At 73.3% G+C, this 23138-nt stretch carries 18 protein-coding genes; 13 read left to right on the forward strand and 5 right to left on the reverse strand.

The features are described from left to right. Nucleotides 1-3: 3 nt before the first annotated feature. A complete protein-coding gene (gene glgB, locus ACSU6Z_RS01480; RefSeq protein WP_437042068.1) occupies nt 4-2226 on the forward strand; it encodes a 1,4-alpha-glucan branching enzyme in 2223 nt (740 codons plus the stop codon). Nucleotides 2227-2341: 115 nt separating this feature from the next. Then, the gene (locus ACSU6Z_RS01485) at nt 2342-3430 is read left to right on the forward strand and encodes a glutamate--cysteine ligase 2 (RefSeq protein ID WP_437042070.1); all 1089 of its coding nucleotides are present in this window, start codon (nt 2342-2344) and stop codon (nt 3428-3430) included. Between the two features lie 42 nt (nt 3431-3472). Here the strand turns inward: ACSU6Z_RS01485 and ACSU6Z_RS01490 are convergent, their stop codons facing one another. Further along, complete coding sequence (locus ACSU6Z_RS01490; protein WP_437042073.1) at nt 3473-3706, reverse strand: DUF6480 family protein; 234 nt, start codon at nt 3704-3706, stop codon at nt 3473-3475. Between the two features lie 237 nt (nt 3707-3943). Continuing rightward, complete coding sequence (locus ACSU6Z_RS01495; protein WP_437042075.1) at nt 3944-4228, reverse strand: DUF4190 domain-containing protein; 285 nt, start codon at nt 4226-4228, stop codon at nt 3944-3946. A gap of 335 nt (nt 4229-4563) precedes the next feature. Between ACSU6Z_RS01495 and ACSU6Z_RS01500 the strand changes: the two genes are divergently transcribed. Next, nucleotides 4564-4998 (forward strand): ATP-binding protein, encoded by a 435-nt coding sequence (locus tag ACSU6Z_RS01500; RefSeq protein WP_437042077.1) that lies wholly within the window; start codon nt 4564-4566, stop codon nt 4996-4998. Between the two features lie 43 nt (nt 4999-5041). On the opposite strand, the gene ACSU6Z_RS01505 is transcribed toward ACSU6Z_RS01500, so the two are convergent. Then, nucleotides 5042-5506 (reverse strand): ATP-binding protein, encoded by a 465-nt coding sequence (locus ACSU6Z_RS01505; protein WP_437042078.1) that lies wholly within the window; start codon nt 5504-5506, stop codon nt 5042-5044. A gap of 159 nt (nt 5507-5665) precedes the next feature. Next, entirely contained in the window at nt 5666-6031 is a 366-nt protein-coding gene (locus ACSU6Z_RS01510; protein ID WP_437050140.1) for a PRC-barrel domain-containing protein, read from the reverse strand. Between the two features lie 452 nt (nt 6032-6483). Here ACSU6Z_RS01510 and ACSU6Z_RS01515 point away from each other — a divergent pair, with 452 nt between their 5' ends. The 10 genes from ACSU6Z_RS01515 (at nt 6484) to ACSU6Z_RS01560 (ending at nt 22666) form a co-directional block, all read left to right on the forward strand. Next, the gene (locus tag ACSU6Z_RS01515; RefSeq protein WP_437042080.1) at nt 6484-10752 is read left to right on the forward strand and encodes a HAMP domain-containing protein; all 4269 of its coding nucleotides are present in this window, start codon (nt 6484-6486) and stop codon (nt 10750-10752) included. Between the two features lie 94 nt (nt 10753-10846). Further along, a complete protein-coding gene (locus ACSU6Z_RS01520) occupies nt 10847-13396 on the forward strand; it encodes a SpoIIE family protein phosphatase (RefSeq protein WP_437042082.1) in 2550 nt (849 codons plus the stop codon). Between the two features lie 160 nt (nt 13397-13556). Beyond that, nucleotides 13557-13967: an STAS domain-containing protein gene (locus ACSU6Z_RS01525; RefSeq protein WP_437042084.1), complete on the forward strand. Its 411-nt coding sequence runs from the start codon at nt 13557-13559 to the stop codon at nt 13965-13967. Between the two features lie 216 nt (nt 13968-14183). After that, entirely contained in the window at nt 14184-15083 is a 900-nt protein-coding gene (locus ACSU6Z_RS01530; protein WP_437042085.1) for an STAS domain-containing protein, read from the forward strand. Beyond that, nucleotides 15080-15490 (forward strand): STAS domain-containing protein, encoded by a 411-nt coding sequence (locus ACSU6Z_RS01535; protein WP_437042087.1) that lies wholly within the window; start codon nt 15080-15082, stop codon nt 15488-15490. The genes ACSU6Z_RS01530 and ACSU6Z_RS01535 overlap by 4 nt, the downstream gene beginning before the upstream one ends. Continuing rightward, nucleotides 15490-15930, forward strand: a complete 441-nt coding sequence (locus tag ACSU6Z_RS01540; protein WP_437042089.1) for an anti-sigma regulatory factor — start codon at nt 15490-15492, stop codon at nt 15928-15930. Before ACSU6Z_RS01535 ends, ACSU6Z_RS01540 begins: the two co-directional genes overlap by 1 nt. Beyond that, nucleotides 15930-16991, forward strand: coding sequence for a SpoIIE family protein phosphatase (locus ACSU6Z_RS01545; RefSeq protein WP_437042091.1), 1062 nt, complete (start codon nt 15930-15932; stop codon nt 16989-16991). The genes ACSU6Z_RS01540 and ACSU6Z_RS01545 overlap by 1 nt, the downstream gene beginning before the upstream one ends. Further along, nucleotides 16988-18730: a PP2C family protein-serine/threonine phosphatase gene (locus ACSU6Z_RS01550; RefSeq protein WP_437042093.1), complete on the forward strand. Its 1743-nt coding sequence runs from the start codon at nt 16988-16990 to the stop codon at nt 18728-18730. Before ACSU6Z_RS01545 ends, ACSU6Z_RS01550 begins: the two co-directional genes overlap by 4 nt. A 214-nt stretch (nt 18731-18944) precedes the next feature. Continuing rightward, complete coding sequence (locus ACSU6Z_RS01555; protein WP_437042095.1) at nt 18945-20321, forward strand: NAD(P)/FAD-dependent oxidoreductase; 1377 nt, start codon at nt 18945-18947, stop codon at nt 20319-20321. 101 nt (nt 20322-20422) lie between these two features. After that, nucleotides 20423-22666 carry an FUSC family protein gene (locus ACSU6Z_RS01560; RefSeq protein ID WP_437042097.1) on the forward strand — a complete coding sequence of 748 codons (2244 nt, stop codon included), beginning with the start codon at nt 20423-20425 and terminating at the stop codon, nt 22664-22666. Between the two features lie 39 nt (nt 22667-22705). Here the strand turns inward: ACSU6Z_RS01560 and ACSU6Z_RS01565 are convergent, their stop codons facing one another. Further along, nucleotides 22706-23137 carry a hypothetical protein gene (locus ACSU6Z_RS01565; RefSeq protein ID WP_437042098.1) on the reverse strand — a complete coding sequence of 144 codons (432 nt, stop codon included), beginning with the start codon at nt 23135-23137 and terminating at the stop codon, nt 22706-22708. Between the last annotated feature and the right edge of the window lies 1 nt (nt 23138).

Genomic DNA, 23138 nt, shown 5'->3' on the forward strand with positions numbered 1-23138 from the left:
ACCGTGGCCCTGCGCGACACCTCGCTCCCCGAGCCGTCCGGCCCCGCCCCCACCGCCTCCGGGCCGGTGGGGACCGCTCCTCCCCTGGACCCGTCCGACCGGGGGCGCCTGCTGGCGGGCGCCCACCACGACCCGCACGCCCTGCTGGGCGCCCACCCGGTGCCCGGCGGCATCGCCTTCCGGGCGCTGCGCCCCTTCGCCCGGGCGGTGAGCGTGGTCCTCGGCGGCGAGCGGCACCCCCTCGTGCCGGAGGAGGACGGGCTGTTCTCCGGCGTCCTGCCCCTGGCGGAGATCCCCGAGTACACCCTGGCGGTGGCGTACGGGGACGCCGAGTACGAGGTGCACGACCCGTACCGGTTCCTGCCCGCCCTCGGCGACTTCGACCTGCACCTGATCGGCGAGGGGCGGCACGAGGAACTGTGGCGGGCGCTCGGCGCCGAACCGATGACCCACCAGGGCGTGACCGGCACCCGGTTCACGGTGTGGGCGCCGAACGCGCGCGGGGTGCGGGTCGCGGGGGACTTCGCCCACTGGGACGGAACCGCCTTCCCCATGCGGTCCCTCGGCGCGTCGGGCGTGTGGGAACTATTCCTGCCCGGCATCGGCGAGGGCACCCGGTACAAGTTCGAGATCACCTCCCGGTACGGGCACCGGTTCCTCAAGGCCGACCCGATGGCGCGCCGGGCGGAGGAGCCGCCGAACACGGCGTCGGTGGTGACGGCGTCGCACTACGAGTGGGGCGACCGGGACTGGATGCGGCACCGGGGCGACACGCCCCTGCACCAGGCGCCGTTCTCGGTCTACGAGGTCCACCTGCCCTCCTGGCGGCCCGGACTGACCTACCGCGAGCTCGCCGAGGAGCTCCCCGCGTACGTCAAGGACCTCGGCTTCACCCACGTCGAGCTGATGCCGGTGGCCGAACACCCCTACGGCCCGTCCTGGGGCTACCAGGTGACGTCGTACTACGCGCCCACCGCCCGCCTCGGCTCGCCGGACGACTTCAGGTACCTGGTCGACTCCCTCCACCGGGCCGGCATCGGCGTGATCATGGACTGGGTGCCGGCGCACTTCCCGAAGGACGACTGGGCGCTGGCCCGGTTCGACGGGGACCCGCTGTACGAGCCCGGGGACTCCCGGCGGGCCGAGCACCCGGACTGGGGGACGTACACCTTCGACTTCGCCCGCACCGAGGTGCGCAACTTCCTGGTGGCGAACGCCGTGTACTGGTGCGAGGAGTTCCACATCGACGGCCTGCGCGTGGACGCCGTCGCCTCGATGCTCTACCTGGACTACTCGCGCGAGCCCGGCCGGTGGGAGCCGAACGTGTACGGCGGCCGGGAGGACCTGGCGGCGATGGCGTTCCTGCAGGAGATGAACGCCACCGTCTACCGGCGGTGCCCCGGCGTGGTGACGATCGCGGAGGAGTCCACCGCGTGGGGCGGGGTGACCCGGCCCACCGACGCCGGCGGCCTCGGGTTCGGCTTCAAGTGGAACATGGGCTGGATGCACGACTCGCTGGAGTACATCGCCCGCGAGCCGGTGCACCGCAAGTACCACCACCACGAGATGACCTTCTCGATGGTGTACGCCTACAGCGAGAACTACGTCCTGCCGATCTCCCACGACGAGGTCGTGCACGGCAAGCGGGCCCTGGTGTCCAAGATGCCGGGCGACTGGTGGCAGCGCCGCGCCACCCAGCGCGCCTACCTCGGCTTCATGTGGGCCCACCCCGGCAAGCAACTGCTGTTCATGGGGCAGGAGTTCGCCCAGGGCGCCGAGTGGTCGGAGAAGCAGGGCCCGGAGTGGTGGCTGCTGGAGGACGGGTACCACTCGGCGGGCGACCACCGCGGGGTGCGGGACCTGGTGCGCGACCTGAACACCGTCTACCGCGCCACCCCCGCGCTGTGGCAGCGCGACACCGACCCCGGCGGCTTCCGCTGGGTGGCGGTGGACGCCGCCGAGGACAACGTCTTCGCGTTCCTGCGCTTCGACGCGCAAGGGGCCCCGCTGCTGGCGGTGTCCAACTTCTCCCCCGTCGTCCGCCACGACTACCGGCTCGACGTCGGCGACGACGCCATCGCCTGGCAGGAGGTCCTCAACACCGACGCCGCGCACTACGGCGGCAGCGGCGTCACCCACCCCCACCCGGCCGAGCCGGAGGAAGGGAGGCTGCGGCTCACGCTGCCGCCGCTGGCCACGGTGTGGCTGGTGCCGTCCGTGCTGTGACCCCGAGCGGCGCGACCAGGTGTCCGACCGGTCCCGACGGGGCAGGCGGGGTCGTACGACCGGCGAAAACCTCGTCGTCGCCGCGAGCAGGGCATCACAGAAAGGCGGCCTCACGTTGCGCACCGTCGGAGTGGAGGAGGAACTCCTCCTGGTCGATCCCGAGACCGGAGAACCCCGGGCGATGTCCGCCGCCGTGCTCGCCCGGGCCGCGCAAGGCCCCGGTGAGCAGGACGTGTTCGAGGAGGAGCTCCACGATCAGATGCTGGAGTTCGCCACGCACCCTCAGGCGGACATGGAGCGTCTGCACACCGAGATCGTCCGCTGCCGCCGGGAGGCCGCGCGGCACGCCGGGGAGATCGGGTGCGCGGTCGCCGCGCTCGCCACCTCGCCGCTGCCCGTCACCCCGGCCGTCGGCATGGGCCGCCGCTACCGGTGGATGGAGGAGCAGTACGGCGTCGTGGTCCAGGAGCAACTGGTCATGGGCTGCCACGTGCACGTGTCGGTGGAGTCCGACGAGGAGGGCGTCGCCGTCATCGACCGGGTGCGGCCCTGGCTGCCGGTGCTGGCCGCGCTGAGCGCGAACTCCCCCTTCTGGCAGGGCAAGGACAGCCGGTACAGCAGCTACCGCAGCCGGGTCTGGCAACGGTGGCCCTCGGCCGGCCCCACCGAGCTGTTCGGGTCGGCGGAGCGCTACCACCGGCGGATCGCGGCCATGGTCGCCACCGGCACCATCCTCGACGAGGCGATGGTCTACTTCGACGTCCGGCTCTCCCAGCGCTACCCGACCGTGGAGTTCCGGGTCGCCGACGTCTGCCTGGACGCGGACACCGCCGCCCTCGTCGCGGCCCTGGCGCGCGCCCTGGTGGACACGGCGGCGCGGGAGTGGCGGGAGGGACGGGAACCCGCCGACCCCGGCGTGAGCCTGCTGCGGCTCGCCGCCTGGCGGGCCGCCCGGTCCGGCCTGACGGAGGAACTGCTCCACCCGGCGACCATGCGGCGCATGCCCGCGGAGGCGGTCGTACGCGCCCTGCTGGAGCACGTCGGGGAGGCACTGGAGGCCTCCGGCGACCTCGACCGGGTCCGGGAGGCCGCCGCCGGGCTGCTGCGGCACGGCAACGGTGCCCGCGTCCAGCGGGAGCTGCTGGAGCGCACGGGGAGCCTGCGGGACGTCGTGACCGAGTGCGTGCGCCGCACCCGGGGCTGACGTCCCGCCGTCCGGCCCGGTCCGGGGGGAGCCCGGGAGGGCTCAGAAGATGAGGACCAGGGCGTACGCCAGGAAGAAGGCGGCGACCAGGACCGTCAGGCCGAGGATCAGGGCCAGCGGCGCCTTGGCCCAGCCCTTGGGGGGATTGTGCACCTCGCGCGGGCCCGCCTCGGACATGCTGCTCTCCCCGGGCGGGGTCTCGCCGGGCGGCACGCCGCCTCCCGGCTCCAGGCCGGTGGTGCGCTCGGGTTCGGGATCGGGATTCGTGTAACTCATGCCGTCCGGGTCCCCCGATCCGGACGGGATCACCGGCAGGCGGGCACTTCCGCCGCTCCGGGCCGTCCGGGCCTGATCCGGTGCCGCCGGCGCCGTCACAGTCCGTATCCGTCGGGTGCGGTGCGCACGCGGCGCGGCCCGGCCGGCGGGAGCCGGCCGGGCCGAAGGGGTCCGGCACGGTGGGACGAGCCGGACGACGTGTTCCGCGGGGACCGGTGAGGGACCGGCCGGGGGCGGTCAGCCGCCCACGTACCAGGTGAAGCCGCCGGATGCCGCCACCGCCATCAGGACGAGGAAGAGGACCAGGTCGACGACGCCCAGGACGATCCCGGCCTTGGCCATGCCCGCACCGCCCCTGGCCGGTGCCTGCCGCATGCCGACGACGCCCAGGACGATGGCGATCGGCCCGAGGACCACGTTGAAGAGGAACAGCCCGATGATCCCGCACACCAGACTCGCGATGGCCAGTCCGTTGGTGCGCGACCCGGTGGACGCGGCAGGGGAACTGCCGTAACCCGTCATCAGAATCTCCCTGTGTCGGGGAAGGGAAGCGGCGGCGCGCCCCCTCGGCGGGGCGCGCCCGATGTGTTCGCCACTTCTCGGGTGCCCGTGCGCACCGCGCGTATTCCCGGCGTATTCCCGGCGTATTCACGGGAATTCGCGTGCCGGGCCCGGTGCGCGGGGAACCTGTGGGAAAGGCGGGACGGCGGTGACCTGCGGGGACCGGCAGCCGTGAGTGGCGCGGCCGTCACGGGGAGTCGACAGGCGCGTAGGCTCCGCCGACACGGGAACTAGCAGACGAGGGGGACGCAAGGGAAAGAACGACTGCCCTGCTGATGCCGGGCCTGGAAGGCGAGATGGCAGCCGAGCCGCGTTGGGACAAGACACTGACTTCCGAGGAGATCACGAGCCGCACCGCCGGCTTCGCCGGGGAGCTGCACAACGTGACGGGCGCGCGTCTGGTCGCGGAGGAGTTCCTCTACGACCTGTCACGCGTGTCGCCGCCGTCGGCCCCCGAGCACTGGGACGACATCCTCCTGGTCGTCACGGAGCTGGCCGCGAACGCGATCCAGTACGCACCGGGCCCCTTCGAGCTGACCCTGCGCCGGACCTTCGACGGTGTCCACGTGGTGATGCACGACACGAGCCCGACCCCGCCGGCGCCTCGCTCCTTCCACCCGAACAGCGGGGGCGGCGGCATCGGCTGGCATCTGATCCACACGCTGTGCGACCAGGTCAGCGTCGTCACCCACGAGCAGGGCAAGGACATCCACGTGTTCCTCCCCTGGTGAGACCGCCGGCGGGAGCGGGGACCGGCACGGGCCGGCGGCCGGGTCAGGCGGACCCGGCGGGCCTGATCGGCACGAGCACACTGATCGTCTTGCCGCCCCCGGGCCGCCGGTCGACGGAGATCTCCCGCGCCAGGCGGACGATGAGCGGCCAGCCGTATCCGCTGACGCGGTGCCCGGTGGGCAGCGGGGCGGCGCCGAGCGCGGCCTCGGGGACGACCGCGCTGTGGTCGCGCACGGCGATCCGCACGCCGTCGGAGGTGGCCCACGCCTCGAAGCCGGCCAGTCCGCCGCCGTGCCGGATCGCGTTGGTGACCAGTTCCGAGACGACGAGCAGCAGGTCGATGACGTCCTGCTCGCACGCCGGACGGCCCGCCGCGTCCCATTCCGCGTCGACCACGGACCGGGCGTACGCCCGCGCGCTCGCCGCACTGTCCACCGTGCCCCGTACCGGGGTCCTCACCGGCGCGTCGCCGGATGCCGCCGCGGCGGTCCCGTCGGTTGGTTCCATGTCTGCCGTGTCCCCGTTTCCGCTCCCCGTGCACCGGTGAGTTCTCCGGACGTCCAGGTCGCGGCCGCCGCGGTGCGCGCCGGCCGTCGTGTCACCCTTGCCGCTCACGTCTCCCGGCGACGTCCGGCGTCCCGGGGTGTCGTACCGCGCCCGGTCCCATCAGGTCGCGGAGGTCCGCCGAGGCGGCAATCCGTGATAGTAGTCGCCCACCGCCGTGAGGTACGCACGGTCCATGGTCTCGCTGTCGGTCCGGAAGCGGGGAGCGGCCTTGACCTCCGCCCTGGTGCAGGACAGCGTGATCCTCCGGTCCTCGGTGTCGATGCCCGTGACGGCCCCGACCGGCACGAGAACGCTCCGGCCGAAGACCCAGACGCCGGTGTCGACGACGAGGTGCCGCATGCCGTAGGGATCGGCTTCCCGGTCCACATGGCCGATGGTGCCGTCGTCGGCGACGACCGTGCAGCCCGTCAGGTCCTGTCCCTCGACGTGGCCGCTGTGCGGCCGGTACGACCAGATGCTGTCCATGGGCAACTGCTGCTTCCCTCCCGTTGTGCCGACAGCGGCCGGGCGGCGGGTCCCGCCCGGCGGCTCCACAGCTCCCTGATACCCGGCTCTCGCATCCGCATTCGGATCGCGCGCCGACACGGCGGCGGAGCGCTTCGGCGCTCCGGGACGCCCCGGCGTGCGCCGGTGTCCGCGGCCCGCCCGGCCCCGTGGACGCGGCGGCCGGAACCCCGTCGGGTGCCCTTTCTCCCGCGGGTCATGCGCGAACGGACCCGTTTTTCCTCCCGGAGTGCTCCAAGGAGACCGCGCTTTGTCCGTACCCGCCGCGTGGGTTAGCCTCTGGCGTATTTCTTCGTCGCGCACATCTGTGAACTGCGGAAACGTGCGCACGATCTGCCGGTTCCGGATCGGTCCGGCACAGTTCCGAGCTCCCGGTCCCCCGGGGGCTCCTGGGGAGCGGAACGAGGGCGCGCATGACCAGCGACACCGCCGGCACGGTGCCGGGCGACCAGGAGCTGCGCAGACTCCTGGCGGGCCTGACGGCCGTACGGGACGGGGACTTCGGCACCCGGCTGCCGGACGAGGCCGACGGGCTGATGGGCGACATCGCCAAGGTCTTCAACGGCATGGTGGACCAGTTGTCCGTGTTCACCTCCGAGGTGACCCGGGTGGCCCGCGAGGTCGGCACCGAGGGGACGCTCGGCGGCCAGGCCGAGGTGCCCGGGGTCTCGGGCACCTGGGCGGACCTGACGGACTCGGTCAACGCCATGGCCGGGAACCTGACCACCCAGGTCCGGGACATCGCGCAGGTGGCCACGGCGGTGGCCAAGGGCGACCTCTCCCAGAAGATCGACGTGCCCGCCCGCGGCGAGATCCTGGAGCTGAAGGAGACCGTCAACACGATGGTCGACCAGCTCTCCGCCTTCGCCGACGAGGTCACCCGCGTCGCCCGCGAGGTCGGCAGCGAGGGGCGCCTCGGCGGCCAGGCCAAGGTACCGGGGGTCGCCGGCGTGTGGCGGGACCTGACGGACTCCGTGAACCACATGGCGGGCAACCTCACCAGCCAGGTCCGCTCCATCGCCCAGGTCACCACGGCGGTGGCCAAGGGCGACCTCTCCCAGAAGATCACCGTGGACGCCCGCGGCGAGATCCTCGAACTGAAGAACACCATCAACACGATGGTCGACCAGCTCTCCGCCTTCGCCGACGAGGTCACCCGCGTCGCCCGCGAGGTCGGCACCGAGGGACGGCTCGGCGGGCAGGCGGACGTCAAGGGCGTCAAGGGCACCTGGCGGGACCTGACGGACTCCGTGAACTTCATGGCGGGCAACCTCACCGCGCAGGTCCGCAACGTCGCCCAGGTCGCCACGGCGGTGGCCAAGGGCGACCTCTCCCAGAAGATCACCGTGGACGCCCGCGGCGAGATCCTCGAACTGAAGAACACCATCAACACGATGGTCGACCAGCTCTCCGCCTTCGCCGACGAGGTCACCCGCGTCGCCCGCGAGGTCGGCACCGAGGGCAACCTGGGCGGGCAGGCGACGGTCCGCGGGGTGTCGGGCACCTGGAAGGACCTCACCGACAACGTCAACGTGATGGCGTCCAACCTGACCGGCCAGGTGCGCTCCATCGCCCAGGTCGCCACCGCCGTGGCCCGCGGCGACCTGTCGCAGCGGATCACGGTGGAGGCCAAGGGCGAGGTCGCGGCGCTGGCCGGGGTCATCAACACGATGGTCGACACCCTGTCGGCCTTCGCGGACGAGGTGACCCGGGTGGCCCGCGAGGTCGGCACCGAGGGACGCCTCGGCGGCCAGGCGCACGTGCCGAACGTGGCCGGGACGTGGAAGGATCTCACCGACAACGTCAACTCGATGGCCAACAACCTCACCGGCCAGGTGCGCAACATCGCGCTGGTGACGACCGCCGTGGCCAAGGGCGACCTGTCGAAGAAGATCGACGTGGACGCCCGCGGCGAGATCCTCGAACTGAAGACGACCATCAACACGATGGTCGACCAGCTCTCCGCCTTCGCCGACGAGGTCACCCGCGTCGCCCGCGAGGTCGGCACCGAGGGACGGCTCGGCGGCCAGGCCGAGGTGGAGGGCGTCTCCGGCACCTGGAAGCGCCTGACGGAGAACGTCAACGAGCTGGCGGGCAACCTGACCCGGCAGGTCCGCGCGATCGCCGAGGTCGCCAGCGCCGTCGCCGAGGGCGACCTGACCCGCTCGATCACCGTGGAGGCGTCCGGCGAGGTCGCCGAGCTCAAGGACAACATCAACTCCATGGTGGAGTCCCTGCGCGAGACCACCCGGGCCAACCAGGAGCAGGACTGGCTCAAGACCAATCTCGCCCGGATCTCCAGCCTGATGCAGGGCCACCGGGACCTGCCCGTGGTCGCCGAGCTGATCATGGACGAGCTGGTGCCGCTGGTGTCGGCGCAGTACGGCGCCTTCTACCTCGCCGAGGACGGCGACGACGGCCCGGAGCTGCGGCTCGTCGGCTCCTACGGGCGGCCCGAGGACGATACGCGGCCCACCCGCATCGCCTTCGGCCGCACCCTGGTCGGCCAGGCGGCGCGCAGCCGCCGCACCATCACGGTGGACGAGCTGCCGCCCGGCTACGTCACCATCTCCTCCGGCCTCGGCGAGGTGGTGCCGACCGCGCTGGTGGTGCTGCCCATCGTGGTCGAGGGCCAGGTGCTCGGCGTGATCGAGCTGGCCTCGGTCACCCCGTTCACGGAGATCCACCAGGACTTCCTGGCCCAGCTGATGGAGACCGTCGGCGTCAACCTCAACACGATCGTCGCCAACGCCCGCACCGACGAGCTGCTGGCCGAGTCGCAGCGCCTTACCTCCGAACTCCAGGCACGGTCCACGGAGCTGCAGGTGCAGCAGGAGGAACTCCAGCGCTCCAACGCCGAACTGGAGGAGAAGGCCTCGCTGCTGGTGGCGCAGAACCGGGACATCGAGGCGAAGAACCTCCAGATCGAGCAGGCGCGGCAGGAGCTGGAGGCCCGCGCCCAGCAGTTGTCGCTGGCGTCGAAGTACAAGTCGGAGTTCCTGGCCAACATGAGCCACGAACTGCGCACCCCGCTCAACAGCCTGCTCATCCTCGCCCAGCTGCTGGCCCAGAACCCGTCGCGCAACCTCACCCCCAAGCAGGTGGAGTACGCGCAGATCATCCACTCCGCCGGCTCGGACCTGCTCCAGCTGATCAACGACATCCTGGACCTGTCGAAGGTCGAGGCGGGCAAGATGGACGTGGCGCCCGAGCGGGTGACGCTGCGCCAGCTCATCGAGTACGTCGAGGCCACCTTCCGGCCCATGACGACGCAGAAGGGACTGGACTTCACGGTCGCCACCGCGCCCGGGGCGCCCGCGGACCTGCTCACCGACGACTCCCGGCTGCGGCAGGTGCTGCGCAACCTGCTGTCCAACGCGGTGAAGTTCACCGAGCGGGGCGGCGTGGAGCTGCGCATCGAGCCGGCAGCGGACGACGAGGTGCCGGACGGCGTGCTCCGGGGCGGCGCCGTGGTGGCGTTCCGGGTGAAGGACACCGGCATCGGCATCCCGGAACAGCACCTGGAGACGATCTTCGGCGCGTTCCAGCAGGCGGACGGCACCACGAGCCGCAAGTACGGCGGCACCGGCCTCGGCCTGTCCATCACCCGGGAGATCGCCCAGTTGCTCGGCGGCGCCGTCACGGTGGACAGCACGCCCGGCCAGGGCAGCACCTTCACCCTGTTCCTGCCCGTGGCGCGGCCCGATTTCGAGGAACTGCTCGGCCGCAGCCACGTACTGGAGCAGGAACCGGCGGACGCGCCCGCCGACGTGCTCGTCGGCCAAGTGGTCGCGCCCCAGGTCACGGCCGGGCCGCGGCAGCGCCCCCGGCGGCTGCTGGTCGTGGAGGAACGGCCGCGCGGTCTGCTCACCCTCGTCGCGGAGAGCGTCGTGGCGGACCTGACACACGGCCGGGACGACACGGTCGCCCGGCCCCCGGTCGACATCATCACCGCCGTGGGCGCGCAGGAGGCGGCGGGCGCCCTGGCCGCCGATCCCTGCCACTGCGTGGTCCTGGAGCTGGGCATGCCGGACGAGGAGGCGTCGCGCTTCCTCCAGGCGCTGGAGGGCGACTCGGCGCTGGCGAGCGTGCCGGTCCTCGTGCACAGCGGTCACCGGGCGGACGCCGCCCTGGAGGAGAGCCTGCGGTCGCGGGCGGCGGGCGGGGCGCTGGAGTTCCTCTCCAGCCTCGACGAGCTGCGCGAGCGCATCGCGCTGCACCTGTCCGCCGAGGAGCCCGGGGACGTCCTGTCGCTGGTGCGCCCCGAGGAGCCGCAGCGCCTGGTGCCGCAGCCCGTCGACGCCTCGCCGTCCGGCCGTACCGTCCTCGTCGTCGACGACGACGCGCGCAACCTGTTCGCGCTCAGCGGCATCCTCGAACTGCACGGCTTCCGGGTGCTGCACGCGGAGAACGGGCGCAAGGGCATCGACACCCTGGTGAACAACCCGGACGTCGCGCTGGTCCTGATGGACGTGATGATGCCCGAGATGGACGGCTACACGGCGACCGCGGAGATCCGCAGAATGCCGCAGTACGCGGAGCTGCCCATCATCGCGGTCACGGCGAAGGCGATGCCCGGCGACCGGGAGAAGTCCCTGGCCTCGGGTGCGAGCGACTACGTCACCAAGCCCGTGGACACCCGTGACCTCATCGCCTGCGTCCGGCGCTGGCTGCCCGCATGAGCCCGGCCCCCGTCCCCTACACCGGAGGGCCGGGCGGCCCGCGGCGCCCCGCGCCGCGAGCCGTGACGCCCCGCAGCCGAGGAGCGGTCAGAGCGTGAGTATTTCCGAGCATCCGAGCGAACCGGTCGGCGGCGAGCCGAGGTTCGAGGCCACCGTGTCCAGGGCGTCCGAAACCTCCGGGACGTCCTTCCCGCCGGAGGTGTCCGCCGTTCCCGGCGACCCGTCCGCCGTTCCCGGCGACCCGTCCGCCGTTCCCGGCGACCCGTCCGCCGTTCCCGGCGACCCGTCCGCCGATTTCGGCATCCCCCCGCTCTCCCCCGTGGGCCGGCTGGCGGCCACGGTGGAGCGGCTCAGCCGCGAGGTGCGGGCCGCACAGGCGGAGGCCGAGGGGCGCGCCCTGATCGAACTGGCCAAGGGCATCCTGGTCGAGCGGCTCGGGTGCGGTCCGGCCCAGGCCGCCCGGCAGCTGGCCGAGCTGGCCGAGCAGGCCCAGGTGACGCCGCTGGAGCTGGCGGTCGACGTCATCAACCAGGCCGCCCGGGACCGGGTGGCGGAGGTGACGGACGCCTTCCTCGCGGCCACCGCCGCCGCGGAGGCCGCGGAGGCCGAGGCCGAGTCGGCCGCCGTACGGCTGCGGGCGGCGGAGAGCGGCGCGCTGGCGGCGGACGACACGCAGGCCGTCGCCGACGCCCTGCTGGAGCAGGCGCTGCGCCCCCTGGGCGCGGTGGCCGTGGCGATCTGGGCGGCGGGCGCCGACGGGTCGCTCACCCTGGCCGGCAGCGCCGGCTTCTCCCCCGCCGAGGCCGCCCGCTGGCGGTACGTGCCGCCGGACGTGGCGACGGTGGCCCGGCGCGGCCTGACCGAGCGCCAGGGGCAGTGGATCACCTCGCTCGACCGGACCGGGCTGCCCAGCGTGGGCCGGCACCGGTACCCGGACGGCGGGCGGGTCGCCCTGCCCGCCGGGACCGGCGGCCGCATCCACGGCGTCCTGGAGATCGCCTGGCCCGAGCCGCTGGAACCGCAACCGCCCCAGGTCGTGCGGCAGGTGGAGGCCCTGGCGGAGCTGTGCGCCCACACCCTGGAGACGTACAGCCCACCGCTCGGCGCCGCACAGGAGCCGCGGGTGCTGCCGGACGCGGCGGAGCTGATGGACCTGGCCGACGGTCTGCACGACCCCGCGCTGGTCCTGGTGCCGCACCTGGATGCCGCCGGCAACCTGGCGGACTTCCGCATCCACCACGTCAACGACCGTTTCCTGGACCCGGCCGGACGGTCGCGCGCGGTGGTGAACGGGGCGCTGCTGCTGGAGGCCTACCCGATGGCCGCCGGGGAGAGCGAGCTGTTCCAGCGGGTGGAGCGGGTGTACGCCACCGGCGAGCCGTTCCGGGCCCGCCGCATGAACCTGACCGCGCTGGTGGACCAGGTACCGCTGTCGGCTGTCGCGGACATCAGCATCAGCCGGCACGGCAACGCCGTCCTGCTGATCTGGCGCATCGAGGACGAGACGGCACGGCTGGCCAGCCTGCTCCAGCACGCCCAGCGCCTGGGCCGTATCGGCGGTTTCGAGGAGAACCTGCTCACCGGGGAGATCACCTGGAACGGGCAGCTGTTCGACCTGTACGGGCGCCCGGAGACCAGTACGCCGGTTCCGCTGGAGGAGCTGCCCTCGTACGCCCACCCCGACGACGCCGTCACCATCGGCCGGTTCCTGCGGACCCTGCTGCACCACCGGCGGCCGGCGTCGGCGGCGTTCCGGCTGCAGCGGCCGGACGGGGTGACCCGGCACATCCGGGTGGTCGCCGAGCCGGTACTGGACACCGACGGCCGGTTGCTCCTCGTCCGTGGGGCGTACCAGGACATCTCCGCCCAGCACTGGACCGAGGTGGCGCTCGCCGCGACGCGTGACCAGCTGGCGCACACCGAGCAGCAGGCCAGTGAACGCAGCCGGCTGACACTGCAGTTGCAACGCGCCATCATGCCGCCGACCCAGACGCCGCTGCAGCTGCCCGAGCTGCAGGTGGCGGTCCGCTACCGGCCCGCCGAGACCGAGCAGCTGGTGGGCGGCGACTGGTACGACGCCGTGCACCTGCCGTCCGGGCTGGTGCTGCTGAGCGTGGGCGACGTGGCGGGGCACGGCATCGAGGCCGCCACCAGCATGGTCGTCCTGCGCAACGCGCTGCGCGGCCTGGCGGTGACCGGCGCCGGGCCGGGGCAGCTGCTGTCGTGGCTGAACATGGTGGCGCACCACCTGACGGGCGCCGTCACGGCCACGGCGGTGTGCGGACTGTACGACCCGGCCACCCGGGCGCTGCGGTGGGCCAGGGCGGGCCATCTGCCGCCCGTGCTGGTCCGGGGGGCGCAGGCGACTCCGCTGCCGCTGGTGAAGGGGATGCTCCTCGGAGCGGTACCGGAGGCCTCGTACGAGGAGGCGGAGCTGCAACTGGCCGCCAAGGACACCTTGTTGATGTACACGGACGGCCTGATCGAGCGCCGCGACCGCTCCGTGGAGGAGTCCCTGACGCAGTTGCTGACGACCGCCCGTACGGCGCCGAGCACCCTGGACCAGCAGCTGGACCGGCTGCTGACCTACAGCAGGTCGGACACGGACGACGACACGTGCATCGTGGGCATCCGGGTCGGGTGACCGGGGCCCGCCGGCCGGGTGGCGGGCGTCACGGCGCCCGCCACCCGGTCGGCGGGCATGAGACGGGGATCAGGGGGTATCCGCCCGGGCGCGGTGAGGAACGCCTGCGGAACACCGCAGGGGTCACCGGCCCTGGCCGTCCGCTCTGTTGGAGGTACTCGTGCCCATTGCCCAGAATCCGCTGTCCGTCGAGGTGACGCTGCCCCGGGAGGACGTGGCGCTGCTCACGGTGCGGGGTTACCTGGACGTCGATACGGCGACGGAGTTCCAGCACCACCTGGCCAACCAGCTCCACCACGGCCGGCGGCACTTCCTGCTGGACCTGTCGGAGGTTCCGTTCATGGACTCCTCCGGCATGAACATCATCCTGCGCGTGTACCAGGAGGTCCGGGAGATCCCCGGGAGCGTGCACATCATCAGCCCCACGCCGGCCGTGCAGCGCATCCTGGACCTGACCGGGGTGAGCATCACGGTGCCCGTCTCCAAGACCGTGGACGACGCGCTCGCCCTCGTCGACCAGGGGCCCGTGCCGGAGCCGGAGGGGGGCCCGGTGTCCGGGCCGGACGCCTGAACCGGGCCGGCCGCCGCCCGCCCGGACCGCTGTTCCTTCCCGGACGCGCGTCGCGACGTCGGCCACCCCTCGTGCCGCCCGGCCGGACCGTCTCCGAGGGACGAGGTGTCGTCCGAGGTGGAGGGGTGATTACAGTGGTCGGCCGGCAGAGTCACACAGCCGTCCCGTTGCCTGAAACGGTTCGGTGCGACGCAACGTGGATGAGGAGTGAAGCAGGTGCCGGAGCACACGGCGGAGGACACGTTCGAAACGCCGACTCACGCGGTCAGGGAATTCCTGCGCCGTCACCGTGAGCAGATCGCCCAGCGGTGGGCGGACGAGCCGCTGTTCCGCTCCGTGTTCACCGTCTCGCGGGACGAGGCGGTGGAGGCGGGCAAGGCCGTCGTGGACGCGCTGGCCGAGGTCGCGGACACCGGACGGGTGGACGACCCCGACGCCGCCGGGTTCAGCGGGGTGCGCGAGCAGCTGGCGCGGATGGGCGCCGCCCGGGGACGCGCCGGCCTGACCGCCGCCCAGGTGTCCAGCGAACTGGCCACCTTGCGCCCGCCCGTGGAGAACCTCCTGCTCAGCGAACTCGGCGAGGCCCCGGCCGAGCACATCCGGGCGTGCGCCACCACGCTGACCGTGCTGATGGGCACGCTGCGGGTGGTCGTCATGCAGACGGCGCTGAGCGAGGGGGAGGCCCTGATCGACCGGCAGCGGCTGCAGCTGCTGGAGGTGGCCACGCCCGTCATCAAGCTGTGGGACGGCATCGTGGCGGTCCCGCTAATCGGGACGCTGGACAGCGCCCGCAGCCAGGTGGTGATGGAGACCTTGCTGCAGGCCATCGTCGAGCAGCAGGCGCGGTTCGCGATCCTCGACATCACCGGGGTGCCCACGGTCGACACGCTGGTCGCCCAGCACCTGATGAAGACGGTCGCGGCGGCCCGGCTGATGGGCGCGGAGTGCATCGTCTCCGGAATCCGTCCCGCGATCGCCCAGACCATCGTCCACCTGGGCCTGGACCTGGGGACGGTGATCACCCGGGCCGGCCTGGCCGACGCGCTGAAGTACGCGCTGCACCAGCTCGGGGCCGAGATCGTGGGCTCCACGGCGAACGGTGCGGGTCAGCGGTGAGCGAGGCGTTCCCCGGCCCGGGCGCGGGACATGTGCCGGTCCTGCGGCTCGGTGACGTCCTCATGGTCACGCTCCAGGGGGACCTGTACGACAGCACGGCGCAGCAGCTGCAGCAGGACCTCGCCGAGACCATCACGCGCAGCGGGGCCACCGGCGTGATCATCGACATCTCCGGTGTGGAGATCGTCGACTCGTTCCTCGGCCGGGTGCTGGCGGAGATCGCGGCGCAGGCCTCGCTGCTGGCCGCGCGCACGGTGGTGGTCGGCATGCGGCCCGCGGTCGCCATCACCCTGGTGGAGCTGGGCCTGACGCTGCCCGGGCTGCACACGGCGCTCAGCACCGAGGTGGCCATGGACCTGCTCACACAGGGCTCGCCCCGCGTGGGCGTGCGCCGGGAGAGTCCGTGATGTCGACGGACGCGGGCGTTCAGGCCCGCCTGTCGATCCGGTCGGACATGGATCTGGTGTGGGTGCGTCAGCATGTGCGGCAGGCGGCAGCCCAGCTCGGCTTCGGTCTGGTGGACCAGACCAAGCTGGTCACCGCGGCCAGCGAGCTGGCCCGCAACACCCTGGTGCACGGGGGCGGCGGCCACATGGAGTCGGAGGCGCTGCTCAGCCGTGGCGTACGCGGGCTGCGGCTGACCTTCCGCGACGAGGGCCCGGGCATCACGGACGTGGAGCGGGCGCTGAGCGACGGGTACACCTCCGGTGGCGGCCTGGGCATGGGGCTGGGCGGCGCCCGGCGCCTGGTGCACGAGTTCGCGATCGAGACCGCCCCGGGGGCCGGGACGACCGTGCGGGTGACCTCCTGGACGGTCCAGCCGCCGCGGCCGCGTGAGGAGCACTGATGCCGCGTGTATGGGACGTCCCGGTGCACGACTCGACGCGCGTGCGCGACGCCCGCGTCGCCGCCGAGCAGGCGGCGGCGGCCGCCGCGCTGGACGAGTCGCGCACCTCGGCGGCGGCGCTGGTGGCGACGGAACTCGCCACCAACCTGCTCAAGCACGCGGACGGCGGCCAGCTCCTCGTCGACCTCGTGGACCCGCCCGTCCCGGCCGACGGCCGGGAGGGTGCGCGAGTGGTGCAGATAACGGCGATCGACCACGGTCCGGGGATCGCCGACGTGTCCGCCGCCCTGCGGGACGGGTTCTCCACGGCCCGCTCGCTCGGTGCCGGGCTCGGCACGTGCCGCCGCGTCGCCGACGACTTCGGCCTGCACAGCGTCCCGGGCCGGGGCACGGTGGCGCTGGCCCGGATCGGCGCCGCCACCGCCCCACGCGGCGCGGGGCTGCCGGCCGGGGTCCGGGCCGGCGGGATCAACGTCCCCTTCGGCGGGGCGGAGTACTCCGGTGACGCCTGGGCGTGGGTGCGGTCCGGGGACCGGGTGACGCTGATGCTGGCCGACGGACTGGGCCACGGTCCGGAGGCGGCCCGCGCCTCGGCCGCCGCGGTGGAGGCGCTGCGCGGCTCGGCCCACCGCACGCCCGCCGAGGTGCTGCGGCACCTGGACGCGGTGCTCGGCGGCACCCGCGGCGCGGCCGTGGCCCTCGCGCAGGTCGACGTCCGCGCGGGCCGGCTGCGGTTCGCGGGGATCGGCAACGTGGGGGCGCGGTTGTGCGAGGGCGGCGGCTGGCGGACGCTGGTGTCCCGGCCCGGGATCGTCGGCGTGCACCGGCCGGCGACCGTGCGCGAGGAGGAGGTGGTCTGGGCGGAGGACCGGCTGCTGATCCTGCACAGCGACGGCCTGCCCAGCCGATGGGTCCCGCCGGCCGAGTTCTGCCCGGGGCCCGCGGCCGACCCGGCGGTGGCGGCCGCCGTGACGATACGCGACGCCAGCAGTCCCGCCCGCCCGGTGCGGGACGACACCGCCGTGGCCGTGCTGACCCCGACCCCGCCGGACCGCCCATGATGCGTACTTGGCAGATCTCCACCGTCACCGACGCGGCACGGGCCCGCATCGCCACCGCGCGGCTGGCCGCCGCCCACGGGGTGCCGCCCCTGGAGCGCACCCGGCTCACGGCCTCGCTCAGCGCCCAGCTGCGGCAGTGCCTCACCAAGGGCGGTACGTGGCGGCTCACGCTGGAGGAGGACACGTCCACCGGGACGGAGCGCCTGCTGCACGCGGTGGTGACGCCCTCGCCGGAGGCGTGCGCCGCCGGGGCGCCCGCGTGGCGGACCACGGTGACCTGCCCGGAGGCGGCGCAGGACACCGGGGCCGGTTCCGCGGCGGACGACGACCCGGCGGCGCTGGCGGAGGCGCTGCTGGGCGCCGACGAGGACACGGCCCTGGTGCTGGACAAGCTCACCGAACAGGAGGAACTGGTCGCCTTCCACCGGGAGGAGCTGCACCAGACCAACCAGGGTGTCGTGGCGCTGCACGCCGAGTTGGACGCCGCGGGCCGGGCCCAGCGGGAGGCGTTCGCCGCGGAGCGCAAGGCGCGCAACGAGGCCGAGAGCGCCCGCCGCAGGCTGACGTTCCTCGCGGACGCGAGCGCGGTGGTGACGGCGTCGCTGAACCACCACGAGATCGTGCGCCGCCTCGCCGAGGTGCTGGTGCCCGAGTACGCCGGCAGTGCCGACGTCTGGCTGTTCGACAACACCGACCACGTCGACGCGGGAGCGGACGGGCACCGGTCGGCCCCGTATCCGGCCGCGGCGGTGGTCGCCGCCCGCACCGGACGTCCGCAGTACGCCGCCGGCCATCCGGGCGGCCTGCCCGGCGTCGACGACCAGCCGCCCTCGGCGCTCGCCCCCGAGCGGCCCCTGCTGTGCATCCCGCTGACGGCCCGGCGGACGTCGCTGGGCGTGCTGACGCTCACTCCCCCCGGGGAGCGCTGGGACCCGGACGACGCGGTCATGCTGATCGAGCTGGCCCGGCGGGCCGCCACCGCGATCGACAACGCCCGGCGCTTCGAACACAACCGGGACATCGCCGAGACGCTGCAGCGCGCCCTGCTCACGGACCTGCCCGCCACGCCGGGCCTGGACCTGGCCGCCCGCTACCTGCCGGCGACGTACGGGCTGAACATCGGCGGCGACTGGTACGACGCCTTCCGCCAGCCCGACGGCAGCGTGATCGCGGTCGTCGGCGACGTGACCGGGCACGGGCTGCACGCGGCGGTGATGATGAGCCAGCTGCGCACCGCGCTGCGCGCCTACGCCGTGGACGGCGGCAGTCCCGGCCGGCTGCTGACCCGGCTGCACAACTTCCTGCACCATCTCCAGCCGGACCTGTACGCCACCGCGGTCATCGCGCGGTTCAAGCCCGGCGACCCGACCCTGACGTGGGCCGCCGCCGGTCATCCGCCGCCGGTGCTGCGCACCGCCGACGGCCGGGTGCACACCCTGGACGCCAAGCCCGGCGCGATGCTCGGCATCCCGCTGAAGCAGGAGATCGCCGACCACACCGTGCGGCTGAGCCCCGGGGCGACGCTGGCGCTGTACACCGACGGCCTGGTCGAGCGGCGGGCCCACGGCATAGACCCGGGTATCGAGCGCCTGGCGGCGGCGCTCGGCGGATTCGGCTCGGCGGAGCTGGCGGCGGATCTGGACGGCGTGGCCGACGGCATCCTGCAGCCCCTGCTGAGCGACTCCGAGCGCGACGACGACGTGTGCCTGCTGCTGTGCCACCTGAGCGGGGCGGGCTGAGGCGGGCCGGGCCGGCCGTCCCGTCGCGGGCTCTCCCTCCGCCGGTGCGCGTCCCGGCCGCGGCGGGCATGGTGGTGCCGAAGGCGTTCGCCTGCCTGCCGCGTCCGGCTCGCGCGACGGCCGCGGGCGCGGTGTGATCGCAACAGGTGCGAAACGGCGATCCAGGGGCAGGCGAATGGCGTTCGAGGCAGACCGCCCGGAGCCGCAGGAAGGGATGAACACCGTGACACGACCCAGGATCCTGGTGGTTGGCGCAGGTTTCGCCGGTGTGGAGTGCGTCCGCCGCCTGGAGAGGAAGCTCGCTCCCCACGAGGCCGACGTCACGCTGGTGACGCCGTCCGCCTACCAGCTCTATCTGCCGCTGCTGCCCCAGGTCGCTTCCGGGGTGCTGACGCCCCAGTCGATCGCCCTGTCCCTGCGCCGCAGCCAGAAGTACCGCACCCGGATCATCCCGGGCGGCGCCATCGGTGTGGACCTGAAGGCGAAGGTGTGCGTCATCCGCACCATCACCGACCAGATCGTCGACGCGCCGTACGACTACATCGTGCTGGCCCCGGGCAGCGTCACCCGGACCTTCGACATCCCCGGTCTGACCGACCACGCCTTCGGCATGAAGACCCTCGCGGAGGCCGCGTACATCCGCGACCACGTCATCTCCCAGCTCGACCTGGCCGATGCCAGCCAGGACCCGGCCGAGCGGGCGTCCCGGCTGCAGTTCGTGGTGGTCGGCGGCGGTTACGCGGGGACGGAGACCGCGGCGTGCCTGCAGCGTCTGACGCACGCCGCCGTCAAGCGGTACCCGCGGCTGGACCCGGGCCTGATCAAGTGGCATCTGATCGACATCGCGCCCAAGCTCATGCCGGAGCTGGGCGAGAAACTCGGGCGCAGTGCGCAGGAGATCCTGCGCCGGCGCGGCATCGAGGTCTCGCTGGGCGTCTCCATCGAGAAGGCGGGTCCGACGGAGGTCACCTTCACCGACGGCCGGGTGGTGCCCACGCGCACGCTGATCTGGACCGCCGGGGTGGTCGCGAGCCCCCTGATCGCCACGCTGGGCGCGGAGACGGTCAAGGGGCGCCTGGCGGTCACCGCGGACATGTGCCTGCCGAACCACGACGGGGTGTTCGCGCTGGGCGACGCCGCCGCCGTGCCCGACCTCGCCAAGGGCCAGGAGGGCGCCGTGTGCCCGCCGACCGCGCAGCACGCGATGCGGCAGGGCCGGCACGTCGCCGAGAACATCATCGCGACCCTGCGCAACCAGCCGATGCGGCCGTACGTGCACAAGGACCTCGGTCTCGTCGTCGACCTGGGTGGCAAGGACGCCGTGTCCAAGCCGCTCGGCATCGAGCTGCGGGGCGTGCCCGCCCAGGCCGTCGCCCGCGGGTACCACTGGTCGGCGCTGCGCACCAACGTCGCCAAGGCCCGGGTGATGACGAACTGGCTGCTCAACGCGGTCGCGGGCGACGACTTCGTGCGGACCGGGTTCCAGGCCCGCAAGCCCGCCAAGCTGAAGGACTTCGAGTTCACCGACGCGTATCTGACGCCGGAACAGGTGCGGGCGCACGTGGGGGGTGCCGGCCGGGTCGAGTCGTGACCCGGCTCCGGGGCGCCGGCGGCGGCGTGCGATCCTGAAAAGGAAGATCGCGTGGCCACAAGCGCACGCGACGCGTGCGAAACGGGAGAGAGTACAGCGGGGTGAGGGCAGCGGGACGCTCGGGCCGGACACGTCTGCGGGACCGTATCGCCGCGTCCGACCCGGGACTGCTGCGCCTGACGGCCGGACTGCGGACGGTGGGCGCCATCGCCCTCGCGCTGGCGGTGCTCGCCCTGCTGCGGGCGCCCGTCACCCATCTGGTGGCCGGGGCCATGGCGGCGATGGTCGCCACCTTCGCCATCCGGGAGAAGCAGCGCGGGGCGCAGGCCGTCACGCTCGCGCTCGGCCTGCCGGTGGCACTGGCCTCGGTGTCGCTGGGAGCCGTGCTCAACCAGCGGGTCGTCATCGGCGACGCCTTCTTCGTCGTCCTGATCTTCTGCGCGGTCTACGCCCGCAGATTCGGCGACCGCGGCACCGCGCTCGGCCTGATCGGCTTCCAGGTCTACTTCCTGTCCCTGTTCGTCGGTGCGAAGGTGTCGGCGCTGCCGAGCGTGTGCGGTGCCATTGCCGTCGCGTTCGCGTGCAGTGCCGTGGTGCGGTTCGCCGTCGTGCCGGCGACGCCCGCGGGCGTCCTCCAGCGGCTGCGGCAGGCGTTCCGCGCCCGGCTGGCCCAGCTGCTCACGGCTCAGCTGGAGCTGGTGGACGCCGGGCCGGACGACATCGACAAGGTGCTTCGGGACGTACGCGCCGGGACCGCGCGACTGCACGAGACGGCCCTGATGATCCAGGCCCGGCTGGAGGAGGGGACGCCCGACGAGGCGGTGGCGCGTCTGGTGCAGCGCCGCGTCGCGGACGCCGAGATCGCCGCCGAGCGGCTCGGCCTGCTGCTGCTGACCGCGCGCAGCGCCGAGCGGGCGGACACCCTGACCATGCACCTTCCGGGCGCTCCGGCCCCGTCGATGCGCCGGTCCGCCCCGCCGGAGGAGGCCACGGCGACGCTGCGGCGCGACCTGGAGGCGCTGCGCGCGCTGGTCCTGCGGCCGCCCGCCGAGCACACGGGTACGGCGCTGGCGCACGTGCGCAACCGGCTGCTCGGCTACCGCGACGAGGAGAACCTGCCGCCGGCCACCCCCGTCGTCCAGGACGTCTTCCGCGCCGTCGGCGAGACCGCCCGCGCGGTCCTGGGCCTGCGGATCGCCTTCGGCGGGGAGCCGGACGACTCGGACGACAGTCCGGCGACGGCCCGCTCCCGCGAGGAGCTGGACGCCGAGGACGCCGCCATCGACGCCGGGGAGGAAACCGCGGCCGAGGAGCCCACCGGGCTGCGGCGGCCCACCACACGGGCGGCGGTTCAGGTCGCCGTCGGCTCGTCGCTGGCGATCGCGGGCGGTGAGCTGCTGTCCGCGCAGCGCTGGTACTGGGCGGTGCTCACCTGCTGGATCGTCTTCCTCAATACCGCCTCCACCGGCGAGATCCTCGTCAAGGGCTACCGCCGGCTGTTGGGGACCGTGCTCGGGGTGGTGGCGGGCATCGCCCTGGCCGGGCTGGTGGGGCAGCACACGTGGACGGCGTTCGCGCTGGTGCTGGTCTTCATCTTCGCGATGTTCTACACGGCGCCGCTGTCGTACACCCTGATGTCGTTCTTCGTCACGGCGATGGTGGGGCTGCTGTACACGCTGCTGCACACCTACAGCGCCTCGGTGCTGCTGCTGCGCGTGGAGGAGACGGCGCTCGGGGTGGCCTGCGGGGTGATCGCGGCGGTGCTGGTGCTGCCGATCAACACCGACCGCCGGACGAACGAGCTGCTGGGCACGGTGCTGGAGCGGCTCACCGACGTCACCGAGGGCGCCGTCGACCAGCTCAGCGGCGGTCCCGCGGCCGATCTCCTGGACCGGGCCCGGGACCTGGACCAGGCGCTGGGCGACCTGCGGGCGGCCACGCAGCCGCTCACCCATCCGATCACGCCGCTGCGCTCCCGGCGCGACACCGCGCGCTATGTGGTGGCCCTCCTGGAGACCTGCGCCTACCACGCCCGGTCCCTGGCCGCGACGGCGGAGCTGCTGCCGACCCACCCGTCGATCGCGGCCGATCCGCGGCTGCGCGGGGCCGTGCGGCGCACCGTGCGCAACATCGGCGCGATCGCCGCGCGCCTGGCCGACGAGCACGCCGAGGCGGCGGTGGAGACCGGGCCGAGCATCGCCTCGCTGCTGGAGCCGGACGCCGACGGGACGCCCCGCTACGGCCGTATCACCGGCCGCGTGCTGCGGCACCTGGAGCGCCTGGACGAGGCGGTGGTGGGCCTGGCCCGGCCCCTGGACGTGCCCGTGGCACCGCCGAAGCGGTGACACGGTGCGGCCGGGGCCGCGGGTGAAGGGCCGGTGGGATCAGAAGTCGGTGGGCAGGCCGCTGGCCTCGGCGATGCCGCGCAGTTCCTCGTTCTGGCGGTGGCGGTCCCTGAGGAAGTCGGCGATCTCGCCGAGCCGGTCGGGGTCGGAGGCGGTGGCGGCGTCGGTGACGACCCGGACCGGGCCGGTCTCCTCGGTGGTGATCTCGACCACCTCGTTGTCCAGGCGGCCGGTGACGGCGGTGGCGATGACCAGGGCGGCCTCCTCGCGGATCTCCTGGGGCAGCTCGTCGGTCCCCGCCCCGTCCAGGGAGAAGTCGATGGTGGGCAGCTGCTGTTCGTCGATGGCCCGCAGGACCGGCTCCACGACGCTGAGCAGCATCCGGTAGTCCTCGGTGTCCATCCGGATGCGCAGAAGGTCGAGGTAGACGTCCACGGGACGGCCGTCCGGCGGGATCTCGTGTTCGTTCATC

Origin of the sequence: Streptomyces sp. enrichment culture (assembly GCF_964273145.1) — a bacterium.
Lineage (GTDB): Bacteria > Actinomycetota > Actinomycetes > Streptomycetales > Streptomycetaceae > Streptomyces.

Bases quoted from the DNA above. Each gene is read 5' to 3' on its own strand.
- ACSU6Z_RS01515 (WP_437042080.1), top strand. From the start codon at position 6,484: ATGACCAGCGACACCGCCGGCACGGTGCCGGGCGACCAGGAGCTGCGC.
- ACSU6Z_RS01505 (WP_437042078.1), bottom strand. From the start codon at position 5,506: ATGGAACCAACCGACGGGACCGCCGCGGCGGCATCCGGCGACGCGCCG.
- ACSU6Z_RS01510 (WP_437050140.1), bottom strand. From the start codon at position 6,031: ATGGACAGCATCTGGTCGTACCGGCCGCACAGCGGCCACGTCGAGGGA.
- ACSU6Z_RS01545 (WP_437042091.1), top strand. From the start codon at position 15,930: ATGCCGCGTGTATGGGACGTCCCGGTGCACGACTCGACGCGCGTGCGC.
- ACSU6Z_RS01540 (WP_437042089.1), top strand. From the start codon at position 15,490: ATGTCGACGGACGCGGGCGTTCAGGCCCGCCTGTCGATCCGGTCGGAC.
- ACSU6Z_RS01565 (WP_437042098.1), bottom strand. From the start codon at position 23,137: ATGAACGAACACGAGATCCCGCCGGACGGCCGTCCCGTGGACGTCTAC.
- ACSU6Z_RS01495 (WP_437042075.1), bottom strand. From the start codon at position 4,228: ATGACGGGTTACGGCAGTTCCCCTGCCGCGTCCACCGGGTCGCGCACC.
- ACSU6Z_RS01500 (WP_437042077.1), top strand. From the start codon at position 4,564: ATGGCAGCCGAGCCGCGTTGGGACAAGACACTGACTTCCGAGGAGATC.
- ACSU6Z_RS01555 (WP_437042095.1), top strand. From the start codon at position 18,945: ATGAACACCGTGACACGACCCAGGATCCTGGTGGTTGGCGCAGGTTTC.
- ACSU6Z_RS01490 (WP_437042073.1), bottom strand. From the start codon at position 3,706: ATGAGTTACACGAATCCCGATCCCGAACCCGAGCGCACCACCGGCCTG.
- ACSU6Z_RS01550 (WP_437042093.1), top strand. From the start codon at position 16,988: ATGATGCGTACTTGGCAGATCTCCACCGTCACCGACGCGGCACGGGCC.